Below are 14,252 nucleotides of genomic sequence, written 5' to 3' on the forward strand. Positions count from 1 at the left end.
TCCAGCAACAGGCTCGCGGATTCCATCGATGTCCACGGGGGGAGCGGCGATGAAGGCGATGATGAAGCAGGTGGTGGCGGTTAAGAGAGTGGGGATCATCAGTACACCAAACCAGCCTACATAGAGGCGGTTTTCGGTGGAAGTCACCCAGCTACAGAACCGTTCCCACAAAGACGCGCTTTCGCGACGTTGTACTGTGGTAGTCATAATTCGATTAGTGCTATTACTTCATGATTCGATTGAAGCAAGGCAAAACTTTTGCCTCATCTTTAATGGTATTCATATTCATTTGAATCTTCCACTGGTTTTATTAATTAATTGAATAGTTTTTATAAGCTAGACTTATAGATTAGAAATCAAAGTAGATATAAGGTAAACCGCCTTCAGGCGCTAATAACCACACGGCATAAAGGCACAGCGGTACCAAGAGCAACTTCAGGGGCCAGTTGAGTTGTAACTTCAAACCCCGATGAATCCCATAAACACCCGCCATGAACAGGGCAACGATGACTAACAGCAGTGTAAACTCGAAGCGTTCTAAGCCAAAGGCTGTCAAATAAACATTTTCGGCAAACTGCACATCAGCGGGTTGACCCCAGAGGTTCTGGATGACAAAGCCAGCTTGTTTGAGATTAGGTAGCCGGAAGAAAATCCAAGACATGAACACCATCCATTGAGTAATTGCCCACGCCATTAGCATCCCGAATCCCGTTTGCCACCATCCTTTTAACCAAACAAAGCGGTCTGATAGGGTTTGGGTTAAGCGATGCACCACCAAAGCCAAACCATGCAATCCTCCCCACACGACAAATCCCCAAGCCGCACCATGCCAAATGCCAATAATCAGCATGACCACAAACAAGTTTAGACAGGTTCGCCCTAATCCTTTACGTGACCCACCTAAGGGAAAATAGAGATAGTTGCGAATCCAATCCCCTAACGTAATATGCCAGCGCCGCCAGAAATCAGCAATGCTGGTACTAAAGTAAGGAAAATTAAAGTTTTCGGGCAGGTTAAATCCCATGAGGATAGCACTCCCCCGGGCAATATCGACATAGCCGCTAAAATCCAGATACAGTTGTAATCCATACGCAAAAATAGCCAGCCACAAATCACCACTACCCGCCCGTTCTAAGTTGCCAAAACACAGGTCAACAAAAATTCCGATGCGATCCGCCAACAGCGCCTTTTTTACTGCACCACTGGCAATCAACCATAGCCCCTCACTCAGGCGATCAAAACTGGGAAATTGGATATCTTTAAATTCGCTAGCAAACTGATGGTAACGAGTAATAGGTCCTGAAATGAGTTTCGGGAAAAACAATTTGTAGGTCGCAAATTGTAAACCTTGGCGCGTCGCGGGTGCACCTCGATACACATCAATTAGATAGGCAATACATTCAAAAACAAAAAACGAAAGTCCCAATGGAGCAATTAAGCGATCGCTAATCCAGCTTGCCCCCTCTCGCGCCACGGGTAAATTCAAGGGGGCGGAGATATTTGTCAGGATAAATGGGACATACTTGAAGCTGACCAAACAGATAATATTTAATCCAATCCCTAGCCACAAGAGTCTCAAACGTTGCTGATTCCAAAGCTCTTGTGCCATTAACCACTCTTCATTGGAGAGATGGTTATTGTTGAGATGCGATCCAGGGGATGTATTGACCGCAATTTTCTGCCCCAAGTAAAAATTCAGCCAAACCACCAATAAGAGCAGCGGAATGTATTGAATTTGTAAGCTGCTATAAAAAAGCAAACTGGCAATTAGCAGTACCCATAATCGCCACGATGAAGAACGCTGGCTCCAGTAAATAAGCAGGACACCTAGCAGAAACAACCCGTAAGTGATGGAGATAAATGCCATTTTTTTAGGAAATGGGGAATAGGAAATGGGGAATAGGCAATGGGCAATGGGCAATGGGCAATGGGCGACCCGACCTAATTGAAGGATTAGTGTTGGAAATTAGAGCAAGCGGGTCGCCCCTACAGTTTCCAAACGACAAATGACCAATGACCAATAACTAATCCCCAACTAATAATGCCCAGGGAATCATCGGGTCTTTCGCCAACTGATTAGACACTTCATACCCGCCGAAACGATTCAGATGACTGGGGTCAGAAAAATGATCGGGTTTGCCGAGTAATAATCCACTTAAATCCCGAAAAATGAGTTCCCGTTCGACAGCATTCGCGTGCATGTATTGCTTAAATTGCTGTTCGTACTTAAGACGAACGGGATCTAAGTAATCGTTGGTCAAGGGTAGATTCACAAAAACCACAGTAATGTCATGTTCCTGAGCAAATGTTAACAGGGCATCAAATGCCTGATCTTGCTTACCCCGAAGCTGGAAGGATTGATAATCGCCATCATACGCCCCCGCCACTCTGGGATGGTTCTGATAGTACGTTTCTGGGTCAAAGCGAATGGATAAGGGCAGGAAGCCATCCATATCAATGGACATATCCTGGTCTAAGCCTTGCTCGGGTTCAGTAGAACTGGAGACATTGGGCAAGGTTTTCACCAAGGAGACAAACTGATCTCTCAATAGGGATTTGAGTTGATCTCGTTGGGGATAGGTTGAGGATAGTCCTGCCAAAAGTTGATTCGTTCCCTCGTCAAGGGATTGATAACTTCTGCTTAATGCTGCCAACGGCTGGGAGGTTTGGTTGGCTTGGGCGGATTGCTGACCTGGGGTATTGGGGAATGTGCCAGCATTAAGCTGACGGTAGCCTTCTGAATCTGCGATCGCCTCAAAGGTAGCATCCACTCGACCACTATTAAAGGCGCGAGCGCCATCTGCCACGATAATTAATTTCGGCAATTGATCCGGGGTGAGAATCCGGCGCGTCATTAAGTCTACAATCTGAGCCGTGGCACCATTAATGCCAAAATTAAACACATCAATGCCTGAATATCCCTCCACCGCTAATGCCTCTTCTAATGCCACCGGATCAATACCGCGCATGGCTCGGGAACTGCCCATAATTAACACATCAGGGCGATTTCCTTGTTGCAGGCGCTCTTGGTAAAGGGCTAACTTTTGGTCGAGCAGTTGGTTATTAAACGGGGGATTCGAGGAACGGGCGAGGGCTAACATCGCCGCTTGCGTGGCATCTCCTCGCTCCGAGGGTAAGGAATCATCAATGATAATGCTTTTATCTCCTTCGCGGGTAAACCCAGAGGCGTTGAAGTCTTCGGCATCCTGATTGTTATCCTGTTGCAACGAGAGTTCAGTCAAATCTACCGGAATCGGTGACTCCTCTGCGGCTGATGCCGCATCTCGCCGGGGTAAACTGCCTTGGGGTTGCAGGATGCGACCAACGGGTCGATCAATCAAAAACATCAGCAATAAGCCCATAATCCCCCACACCAATGACACTTTAACCGCTTGTGACGATTCAGAACTGGTACGTTGGGTATCGACGGTGACACGTTGATTGTCTGGGGTGGGGACAAAAAGCTGGGTCGAACACAACCAGCGTCCAATTGTGCCAACGGCGGTTTTTGACCTACGCTGTAAATCATCTTTAAGCGTTGTGTCTGGTTTATGCTGACGCGATAACGATTGTTCGGTGGGAACAACTAACTCGCTAATGTCTGTATTAGAGGTAACAAATTCGGGAGTGGATTCTGAGGTCAACCGTCGGCGTTCGCTAAAATCTACCCCATAATTCCAGGCGGGAGAGGTTGAGCCAGCAGAACGTCCGTAAATCCGGGCTCCAGCGATATTATGGATGGCAAGCTGACGCAGCAGCCGTACAATGGGTAGGCTCACTTGCGCTTTAGAGGGACATAGCGGTGCTTCACTCATAATGTGCAGCAAGTCGTGTTGACGACGCACTTTGAGCTGAATCCCACCCGTGGCTAGTCGCTGATCCAAATCGGGATTGAGCAACCGTTGTAGTAAAAAGGTGAGGGCATTTAGATTGCCTTGTTGCCCTAAGGTATAGCTAGAAGAGGCGAGTTGGGGTTTTTCACTCGCGGGTAAGGTTACCCAATCCACCCAGACAGGTTTTTCCGGTTCAGGTTCGAGGGAAAAGTAATCCGATTCAACGCCATAAATGGTTGCCGCTTTAATCCCTTGGGGTTTTAATGATTTGAGCAGAGGCGCGATCGCATTCATGGCAGTGGTTTGGTCAGGAACTGGCGTTTTGCCCAGATCCAAGGCACTGCAAAACAGATGTAGGGTAGTTTCTTTCAAGACAGCCCGCACCGTCATCCCCACTCGCGCTAGCATTTGATTTGATAGGGTGGCGATCGCTTCCACATCTCCCCAACGCGCCCAATCCTTAAGCATCACGTCAGAGGGCGTCAAATCCAACCGCACCATCCATTCTGGTTTGGCTTCTCCGCGCACTTGAGCGCTGATGGCGGCGTCTTTAAACTCAGTCAGTTCCAGCGAGCGTAACTGCTGCACAATAGGTTCAGACAGTAATGCCACATCCGGGCTATAGTTCGACGTACAGATCACCCACAGCCGCCGATGATCAGGTTGTGAGGATTGGGACGGAATTTTGGGTTTTTGCTTGACGAGGGACTGTTCTCGATTGTCCTTCGTTGGCAAGTCCTGAATCTGGACATTGACACTCACACCCAAATGACTCAGATTAGCACTGAGATACCTTGCGATCGCGTCTGGGGAACCCGAACGGGCGAGACTTTCATGGGAGATGACAAACGCTGACTGAGCGGGTGTTGTTTCCCACGAGGACTCAGGACGAGATTCAGTGTCATGGGTATCGGTGTTGAGGCGAATTTCCTTGACCCATTCCGGACGTGATTGGGAAACTTGACGCCCGTAGATAATAATTTGGTAGATCGGAGTTTCCAGATCGAGCGGAAAGCTCGTCGTTTCTGGCTGAGCTTTAAGAGCTTGGAGTAAGCGATTGACGACTGTTTGAGCGGGAATACGTTCACGGCTTTCACAAAGAATATGTAAATTATTCCCTCGTAACCGGACTCTCAGGCACACCCCCGGTTGACCGATGGCATCGTATACCCATTGAGCCAAAGAGGACGGATGATTGTTGTAGTTGCGCTCTTCGACATCCAACATCACAAATTTGTTACCTGAATTGATAATGGCGGCTGATTTTTCCTGTGACATACTCCCGACGCTCATCCTACGGATAGAGCGCGAGCTTCTCCATCCCGTTTCCGAGACTTCGCGTTTTTGAGTGAGGCGATGCCCAACCCCACTTTTTTGATTAAAATACCTGAACACAGATCTCGTGGCATAGAAGCACCGCAATCAGGGCATTCATGCCACCTCTCAGATAGAGATTTAGAAACCCGATTTAAGCAAATTGCACAATGTTGAGATGTACCCGCAGGATTTACCTTGACAATTTGCTTACCAGCTTTTTCAGCTTTGTAAGGCAATATATCGTTGAGGAATCCCGCTATCCCCGCATCAGCCAAGCTTTTATTCAAGCCTGACTTTTGAGATTGCCGATTGGGAAGGAAGTTGCCTTGTTCATCTTGTTTGGGCTTATTGCGCCGATTCATATTGGAGATTTTGAGGTCTTCGACAAAAACCACATCAGCCTTGTCTAGTAGTTCTCCGGCTAACTCGTAATGCCATTGCCTACGCTGTCTGGCAATACGTTGATGGAGTCTAGCTAGGCGCTGATTCAGTTTACGCCTGGCTCTAGTCCCTTTTGCTCTTAATTCCCTTTTGACTTGAAGTTGGGCGAGCTTGTCTTCAGCTTGGCGATAAAACTTTGGAGGTTCAACTAAAGTCCCGTCAGAACAAGCCGCAAAATAGTCCAGCCCTGCATCCACACCAATACTATTCTCTTCTGTTGGCTGAATGTATCTTGTCGGAGTATTAGGAACCGACTTGTCTGAGAGAATTAAGGTGACATACCAGCCATCAGCTTTTTGGGTGATTAGGGCTCGTTTAACCACAAAACCATCCGGTGTTGGTCGGTGTTGGATGAACTTAATGGCTCCCATCTTTGGCAGAACAATTCGATTCCCTTGTATGCACTCAGACTTAATAGAAGGGAAAGCCATCGTTCGATAACGATTCTTCCCCTTGAATCGAGGCTTGCCACTACGCTTTCCCTTGCTATCGCCTTCTATAAATCGTTTGAAAGCTAAATCGACCCGCTTCACTACATCCTGAAGTACATGAGCATGGATGTCTTTATACCAAGGACGTTCCTGCTTTAGCTGTACCAAAGAACGTTTTTGCCCGTAGTATTCTGGCTGTTCTTTTGGTTGAGCAATACTGCAAGTTAGAAAGCAAGCGTTGATTGGACTACGGTTCATTTCCCACCAGTCGAATCTTTCCGCCAATAGCCAGTTGTACTGGTAGCGCAACATATCGAGCCAACGAGTCAGACGACATCGCTGTTCGTATGTAGGCTTAAGACGGTATTGATAGGAGGTAATCATCGCTAATTCATTGGCAACATCAAGTCTATAACTAGTCGTCGCTTGAGGTCAGAATTCCCGACGCTGTACCTGAAAGGTCAGCGTGGGGCTGTCGCCCATAGCTCATGATTGCACATTCAGCAAAAAACGGGAAAGCTGGGGTAGAGACTTCTCCGGTGGAAAGTCTGGGAGCTGGGAAATTGGGAGCAACTATAGTCTAGTATCAAATTGGGATCGGTCTTGGTCTTTGTCAACAATTAACTGTTGTTCGTGCGAGGTTGAATTTTAGTTATGGCGTCAGTGAACCCAGATCCACAGGTAGCAGTCAACCCCTTACCGGAGTCTGCTAAACATTCAGCAGACCTCCTATTAAGTTTAGCCACAGGTCCAATGATTGTAGGGGTGATTTCCCTAAACACGATTGGCTCATGGCTGCAACAGGTAGGGGAAGCCAGCGAGGAAGTCTTTCGGGGCGATCGCTTACCGATTCTTCCCTTTCCAGAGACGCCTCCCTCCCCCTCTAACGAAGTGTAGGTGGGAAACTTCAACGAATTTGTCAATAATGAAACTATACAGGGTAGCATTAACCCCGTACAATGGATCATCCTTGTCTTACTGCCAACAGACCTTATGAGTTCTCTCCTCCACTCATCCAATCAGGAATTGACCATCCCATCTACATCCCAATCAAAACTCCTGTTGCGTCACCGCATCAAAGTTGTGGAACAGTTGTGGGAGTCGGTTCTCCTTTCTGAATGTGGTCAAGAACTGGTCGATTTGCTGGCGTCTTTGCGCCAATTAAGTTCGCCAGAAGGACAAGCCACAGGGTTTTCGCTTTCATCGATTCCGGAAGTGATCGAAGGGCTTGACCTTAATGCCGCGATTCGGGCATCTCGTGCTTTTGCGCTTTATTTCCAACTGATTAATGGTGTCGAACAACATTACGAACAGCGCGATCAACAACTTTTACGACGGGCTACCTACAATACATTAGCGGGGAGCGATCGCACCTCTCGCACCTCGATGAAAGCTAATGGCAGTTCACTCCAAGCATCCAACAACGGTGACGAGGCTAAACCATCTGGGAGTGAACCGATAGCGGATTTATTAGAAAAACGTTGGCAGGACGATAGAAAAGCCGCAAATACCAACAGTACCTTCCATTGGCTATTTCCTTATCTACGCAACCTCAACGTACCCCCCCAGCATATTCAGCGGCTAATTGATAATCTGGATATTCGCCTAGTCTTTACCGCACACCCGACAGAAATTGTCCGACATACGATTCGACAAAAACAACGGCGTATTTCTACAATCCTGCAACAGCTTGACCAAGCCGAGGAAGCATCACGGGCTTTAGGGTTGAACTCATCCTGGGAAGTAGAAGACTACACCGAACAACTTAGAGAAGAGATTCGGCTGTGGTGGCGTACCGATGAACTGCATCAATTTAAGCCCACGGTTCTGGATGAGGTGGATTACACCCTCCACTATTTTCAAGAAGTCTTATTTGATGCCATTCCCCAACTCTATCAACGCTTAAAACAGGGTATACAATCGTCCTTTCCCTGGCTGAATCCACCCCGGAAAAACTTCTGTAAGTTCGGCTCTTGGGTGGGATCGGATCGGGATGGAAACCCCTCAGTTAAACCGGAAGTGACCTGGCAAACGGCTTGCTATCAGAGAAATCTGGTTCTGGAAAAATATATCCACTCGGTTAAACATCTGACCAATTTGTTGAGCTTGTCATTGCACTGGAGTGATGTCCTACCGGAACTATTGGACTCTCTGGAGCAAGATCGCTCCCAAATACCGGAGGTTTATGAACAACTGGCGATTCGTTACCGCCAAGAACCCTATCGCCTCAAACTTTCCTATATTCAGCAACGACTGGAAAATACGTTGGCGCGTAATCTCCACCTTTCTCAGAGTCAACCCCTACAACCAGTTCGTCTGGAAACAACGAACCCTTGCATTTATAACTCTGACCAAGAGTTTCTGGCAGAGTTACAACTGATTCAACGTAACCTAGCCGAGACAGGGTTAAGTTGTCAGGAACTTGAAACGCTGATCTGTCAGGTGGAAATTTATGGGTTTAATCTGGCACACCTAGATATTCGTCAGGAAAGTTCTCGTCATAGTGATACGATGCACGAGATTACCGACTATTTACAAATTTTACCCAAGCCCTATAACGAATTATCTGAAGCCGAACGCACCGAATGGCTAACGAAAGAGTTACCCACGCGCCGCCCTTTAATTCCGGCTGAACTTCCCTTTTCTCCCGAAGCCTGTGAAACCATAGAAACCTTCCGCATGTTACGGCGGCTGCACCAAGAGTTTGGTGAACAAATTTGCCAAACCTATATTATTAGCATGAGCCACGAAGCTAGTGATTTGTTGGAAGTGTTGCTCTTGGCTCAGGAAGCTGGACTCTATGATCCAGCAACGGGGAGGAGTAGTATTCAGGTTGTCCCCTTATTTGAAACGGTAGACGACTTGAAGCGGGCGCCAACGGTGATGAAATCACTATTTGAGTTACCCCTGTATCGGGCATGTTTAGCTGGCGGTTATCAGGCGCTAGAGGATTGCGAAAGAGCGATGGGTGACGAGAATTCCCCGGCTTTCCCATCTTATCCTCAACCGTTACAGGAGATAATGCTGGGCTACTCAGACAGTAACAAGGATTCTGGGTTCTTAAGCAGTAATTGGGAAATTCACAAAGCCCAAAAAGCCCTACAGCAAATTGCCGAAGACTATGGGATTGCTGTACGTATTTTCCACGGACGCGGCGGTTCCGTGGGGCGTGGCGGTGGACCAACCTATGAGGCGATTCTGGCGCAACCGGGGCGGAGTATCCAGGGACGGATTAAGATTACGGAACAAGGCGAGGTGCTGGCGTCGAAGTATTCTCTGCCAGAGTTGGCACTGTATCACCTGGAAACTGTGACCACGGCGGTGATTCAAGCGAGTTTGCTGGGAAGCGGCTTTGATAACCTGGAACCCTGGAACGAAATCATGGAAGAATTGGCGGTGCGATCGCGCCAACATTATCGGGGGTTTGTGTATGAGCAGTCGGATTTCTTGGATTTCTTTAATGAAGTGACGCCAATTCAGGAAATTAGCCAGTTGCAAATCAGTTCCCGTCCCACTCGTCGCGGTGGTAAGAAAGATTTTAGCAGTCTACGGGCAATTCCTTGGGTGTTTAGTTGGACACAAAGTCGTTTCTTATTACCCAGTTGGTATGGTGTGGGTGCGGCGTTGAAAGGGTTTTTGGATGAAGAACCCGAAGAAAATTTGAAGCTGTTGCGTTATTTTTACTTCAAGTGGCCCTTTTTTAAGATGGTTATCTCTAAGGTAGAGATGACGTTGGCAAAAGTGGATCTGCAAATTGCGGGTCATTATGTGGAGAAATTGTCCCATCCCGATGATCGAGAACGGTTTGATCGGTTATTCCAGCAAATTAGCCAGGAATTTAACCTGACTTGTGAGTTAATCTCGTTAATTACCGGGCATAAGCAGTTACTGGATGGTGATCCAGAGTTACAGCGATCGGTGCACTTGCGGAATGGTACGATTGTTCCCCTGGGTTTCTTGCAAGTCTCTTTGCTGAAACGGTTGCGCCAGCATAGCAGTCAGATGGCATCGGGGTTTGTCCAATCTCGGTATAGTAAAGGTGAGTTACTGCGGGGTGCGTTGTTGACAATTAACGGGATTGCTGCGGGTATGCGGAATACGGGTTGATTGTTATTGGTGATTGGTGATTGGTCATTGGTCATTGGTCGTTGTCGGGGCGACCCGCTTGCACTAATGAACAACACCAATGTACTCAATAAACTCGGGTTGCCCCTACAGAAGTCTCGTCACCACCGGGCTACAGATCTAACTTAGGCAAACTGATGATATAGCGATCGCCTGATTCCGACAAACCCTGTACCGCCAGTTTTCCGTGGTGGAGTTCGGCTAAATGACAACTGAGGAATAAGCCCAAACTTTCACGCGAATCGGTTTTCAGCAGCATTTCCTTCCCATTCACCATCAAGGTTTTGGACATGGAGACACTGGAAATCACGGGCTTTTTCAATGTCGAAGACACAGGGAAAGCCGCCTCACGGTTTTGCTTTGGCTTCTCGCTGTCTCGCCCCGTTAAGGATACATCAGTCAATTCCTCATAGACGGTGGGGACGCCCTCTCCTAGCCACGGATGAGACACCCAAACCGCCATATTCAGCGTATCAATTTTGCGAGAAACATGAAGGCGAATTTCTCCTCCCGCTTCTGCCGAATAAATCACGCTGAGGATAACGTAGTACAGCATTTGCTGCACTTTTTCTTTATCGAGTAACCAAAGTCGAGTTCCCGGTTCTATGGTCAAACGAATTTGTTGCTGATTTTGCTCTGCGGTTTCAACCAGAGAATGAATTGCCTTTTGACAAAGCATTTCGATATCGACCGGACTCAAATTCAGATACGGTGGGTTATTAATTTCATCAAATACATCCAGAGCCATAATTTCCTCAACCAGGGAGACGAGATGCTGACCACTTTGATGGATAATTTCTAAATATTCTTTCTGTTTGTCAGTTAGTTCACCATAAATTTGGCGATTGAGAACACTTGCCATGCCCATAATTGAAGTTAATGGAGTTCGCAGTTCTTGGGTTAGATGTGTGAGTAGTTGCAGCTTAATTGAGTGAGTTGAGGAGAACGGAACAGAGGATTCGCTAACCATCCCCTGAGTAAAATTGGACTCATTGGGGGTTAGGGATGCACTCGCCTGAGGAAAATCAGGTAGAATTGAGGCGTGCGATCGCAACTGATAATTTCGCTCAAATTCACTCAGACACCATCGAGCAGTCATTGCCAGAAACTCAATATCTCTAGGGGTAAAAGAACGCGGAACTAAATCCATCACCGCCAACGTACCTAAGCACAATCCATCGGCTGTGAATAAAGGCGCTCCCAAATAAGCGCGGATACCGTAGTAACCCACGAGCAAACTTTGGGCAAAAACTGGATTACTTGCCGTATCCTGAATCGCTAAAACCTGCTGACTCTCGACCACATAAGTACAGAAACTTTCCTGACGGTGTAATTGACGAGATTGGGCAAGGGGATTCATCAAACCCACTCTCGATAAACCAACGGCTGATTGAATCAAGAGTTGATCAGTTGTCAGGAAACCCAACCAACCTATAGGAACCTCTAAAAATCGCACCGCCGTCTGAGTCGCTTCCTGGAAAACGGCGATCCCTTCGGCTTCGAGTAAACCGAGTTCTTGGAGAGTAGCAAGCCGTTTTTGGTCTTGTGCGGTTGAGTTTAAACCATTCAGAGGACAATAAATTCTTGTTTCCAGCTCTGCCATAACTCCCCTTTCCCTATAGACTCTAGAAATAGACAAATTCAACGTATCTAAGCCAACCTATAATGTTACGCTTCATACATAAGGTTCCCCTGTGAGGTAGAAAAACCAACATAATTCGTAAAAGCATGTAGAGACGTGCCATGGCACGTCTGGGGGCAGGGGAAGCTGGGGGAGCGGAGGGAGCATTCGCCCCCTTACCAACCACAATTTTCGATGAGGGCGTTAACTCAAAACCAGGTTCCCTTGAGCGAAGCGAAGGGTCAAAACTCAAAACTCCCCCAATCCCCTTAAATGGCAAACTGGAAATAATGCAAGTCCAGAACTTTCTCACTCGTTACCGCCAAGGAGACCGTGATTTCGCCCAGGTTGACCTGAGTGGTGTTAACCTGAAGGGGGCAGATTTGCGGACGATTAACTTAAGTGGGGCTAACCTGACGAATACCAACCTCAGTTGGGCATCCCTTGACTACGCTAATCTCAGTGGTGCTTGTCTGCATCAGGCAGATTTACACAACGCGATCCTAAAACATAGTAATCTTAACCAAGCCATCTTGACCCGTGTAAATCTCAGCAAGGTGGATGGGCAATCCGCTAGTCTTTGCCAAGCCAATTTAAGTTGGGTAGAAGCCCCCTACTGTAACTTGAGTGGTGCAAATCTCCAGGCAGCCCAGTTGAATCATAGTAATCTTACAGGGGCTACCCTGGATAAAACTCAGCTTATTAGCACACAGTTAATGGCGGCTAATCTCTACCAAGCCAGTCTCATTGCTGCCAATCTTACCACAGCCAACCTGCGGGAAGTTCTATTAGAGAAAGCTAATTTACGAGACGCGATATTAGTCGGTGCGACATTAACCGAAGCTAACCTGCGTCAGGCTTGTTTGCGCCGTGCCAACCTCACTCAGGCAGAACTCTATCGAGCTATTTTAACTGATGCAGATCTCAGTGAAGTCACAGGCGATCGCGTAAATTTAAGTCGGGCAAATCTGATGGGGGCGTATTTACTCAGAGCCAGCTTAGTAAACGCTAATTTGCGACGCACGGTTCTACAGAATGTCTATTGTTTACAGACGAATTTGACGGCGGCTAATCTGCAAGGGGCAGATTTACGACAGGCTGATTTAAGTGGGGCTTATTTAAATGAAACGATTTTAACTGAGGCAAATTTAACCGATGCCTATTTGATTGGTAGTTATTTAATTCGCCCCAAACTTGAGCAAGCCCAACTCACTGGATGCTGTATCCACAACTGGCATTTAGAAGAGGTAGATTTGACAAACGTGAATTGTCGTTACCTATTTACCCAGTTTAATTGGGAAACGAAAACGCCGAATAAACGCTATCCGCCTACAGGTGATTTGATGCCGGGACAACTGAGTCAAGAGAAAACGACTGATTTGCTCTTAATCGAGGTTCCTTTCTCGGAGATGCCAAATAGAGAGGTATTGGTATTTACCCTTGCCCAAGTGGAACAGGAATATCCTGATCTAAAACTATCGCTGAAAGCCTTGAGTAAACAATGCGATCACTATATTCTTTACCTATCGACAAAACCGGGAGTCAATTCCCAAGCGGTAAATCAACGCATCCTGCAACTTTATCCCCAAATGTACCAGCGTTTTACCCATCACCGTCTAACAATTTGGCAATTGCTAGAGATAGACAAATCTGGAGACTCCCAAGTCAACTCGTCGTTAAATTCTGCTACCTCACCCAATCCAACTCAAGTTTTAGCCAATAATCGCCGCCGTATCTATAAGGAAGTTATTCATCAAATCCAACAAATTATTCTATTCCAGCCGCCTGATAAATGCGCCGAAGGGATACAGCGACTGTTGGATTTTTTACGTCAACAGAATATTCCCACCCAAGATATTGTGCAAAAAATTATTCGTCAAGCCATGCTCAGGCGGGCGAAACGCGATCCTTTATTTCAAGCCCAGTTATTGGCATGGGAAAAAACGGCGGATCAAGCGGCTCGTCTGTCTTTAACCGGGCAAGCTATGCATAGCGCGATCGCTCTTATCCTGTCTCAAGTCCAGCCTCCTTAGATAACTGTCCCTGACTTAATTCGGAATTAGGGCGTGTTGTCCAAACCGGAAACCCTAAAAAAATAAAGCGTTTGTCTCAGGAAACCCTTAACTAACACTTGACAAATAAGCGAATTTTCAGTATAAGAATGATCAGTCTTAGGAGAGAGAGGCGGTAAAGTTTTTTTAACATTCAACAGTTCTGGATGGATAATAGAGCAAATTCTGTTAAAGTTCTGTGATCAGTGGGTAATCCCCTCTATGTATCGTGTGTCAGGAACCCCACCGCTATAAGCCGGGGGCTTGAATAAAGCCCGTACCTGACCAGCCTAAGTGCCTAACGAACTACGTTAACCGCAAGAGGAAAAGTTCCTACCTTGGTATTCGTGCGCGTAGCGCGTAAGCCAGTCCCATGCTCTAGAACCAAGTGGTTAAACAGGTTTACAAGGGTTAAGCCAGTGCTGCTTGGAAA

Annotated in this window: 7 protein-coding genes and 1 pseudogene; 3 read left to right on the plus strand and 5 right to left on the minus strand. The window is 47.0% G+C overall.

The features are described from left to right. The 4 genes and pseudogenes from RH949_RS04925 to RH949_RS04940 all read right to left on the minus strand — a co-directional run. Nucleotides 1-207: pseudogene (locus tag RH949_RS04925) on the minus strand (photosystem II q(b) protein); the annotation flags it as partial. A 142-nt stretch (nt 208-349) separates the two neighbouring features. Next, entirely contained in the window at nt 350-1,867 is a 1,518-nt protein-coding gene (locus tag RH949_RS04930) for an MBOAT family O-acyltransferase (protein ID WP_446352114.1), read from the minus strand. A gap of 157 nt (nt 1,868-2,024) precedes the next feature. After that, nucleotides 2,025-5,111 (minus strand): DUF1574 domain-containing protein, encoded by a 3,087-nt coding sequence (locus tag RH949_RS04935; RefSeq protein WP_446352115.1) that lies wholly within the window; start codon nt 5,109-5,111, stop codon nt 2,025-2,027. A gap of 11 nt (nt 5,112-5,122) precedes the next feature. Next, nucleotides 5,123-6,406 carry an RNA-guided endonuclease InsQ/TnpB family protein gene (locus RH949_RS04940; protein ID WP_006101765.1) on the minus strand — a complete coding sequence of 428 codons (1,284 nt, stop codon included), beginning with the start codon at nt 6,404-6,406 and terminating at the stop codon, nt 5,123-5,125. Between the two features lie 270 nt (nt 6,407-6,676). Between RH949_RS04940 and RH949_RS04945 the strand changes: the two genes are divergently transcribed. Together RH949_RS04945 and ppc are read left to right on the plus strand one after the other, a co-directional pair. Beyond that, a complete protein-coding gene (locus RH949_RS04945; protein ID WP_006101634.1) occupies nt 6,677-6,919 on the plus strand; it encodes a hypothetical protein in 243 nt (80 codons plus the stop codon). 96 nt (nt 6,920-7,015) lie between these two features. Beyond that, nucleotides 7,016-10,129, plus strand: a complete 3,114-nt coding sequence (ppc, locus tag RH949_RS04950) for a phosphoenolpyruvate carboxylase (RefSeq protein ID WP_446352116.1) — start codon at nt 7,016-7,018, stop codon at nt 10,127-10,129. Between the two features lie 130 nt (nt 10,130-10,259). On the opposite strand, the gene RH949_RS04955 is transcribed toward ppc, so the two are convergent. Next, nucleotides 10,260-11,750: a GAF domain-containing sensor histidine kinase gene (locus RH949_RS04955; RefSeq protein ID WP_446352117.1), complete on the minus strand. Its 1,491-nt coding sequence runs from the start codon at nt 11,748-11,750 to the stop codon at nt 10,260-10,262. Nucleotides 11,751-11,890: 140 nt separating this feature from the next. Between RH949_RS04955 and RH949_RS04960 the strand changes: the two genes are divergently transcribed. Continuing rightward, a complete protein-coding gene (locus RH949_RS04960) occupies nt 11,891-13,801 on the plus strand; it encodes a pentapeptide repeat-containing protein (RefSeq protein ID WP_006101754.1) in 1,911 nt (636 codons plus the stop codon). Nucleotides 13,802-14,252: the final 451 nt, after the last annotated feature.

Source organism: Coleofasciculus sp. A1-SPW-01 (assembly GCF_040217205.1).
Taxonomy (GTDB): Bacteria; Cyanobacteriota; Cyanobacteriia; order Cyanobacteriales; family Coleofasciculaceae; genus Coleofasciculus; species Coleofasciculus chthonoplastes_A.

Coding starts and splice junctions, on each gene's coding strand:
- RH949_RS04930 (WP_446352114.1), bottom strand. CDS start 1,867: ATGGCATTTATCTCCATCACTTACGGGTTGTTTCTGCTAGGTGTCCTG.
- RH949_RS04935 (WP_446352115.1), bottom strand. CDS start 5,111: ATGTCACAGGAAAAATCAGCCGCCATTATCAATTCAGGTAACAAATTT.
- RH949_RS04940 (WP_006101765.1), bottom strand. CDS start 6,406: ATGATTACCTCCTATCAATACCGTCTTAAGCCTACATACGAACAGCGA.
- RH949_RS04945 (WP_006101634.1), top strand. CDS start 6,677: ATGGCGTCAGTGAACCCAGATCCACAGGTAGCAGTCAACCCCTTACCG.
- ppc (WP_446352116.1), top strand. CDS start 7,016: ATGAGTTCTCTCCTCCACTCATCCAATCAGGAATTGACCATCCCATCT.
- RH949_RS04955 (WP_446352117.1), bottom strand. CDS start 11,750: ATGGCAGAGCTGGAAACAAGAATTTATTGTCCTCTGAATGGTTTAAAC.
- RH949_RS04960 (WP_006101754.1), top strand. CDS start 11,891: ATGGCACGTCTGGGGGCAGGGGAAGCTGGGGGAGCGGAGGGAGCATTC.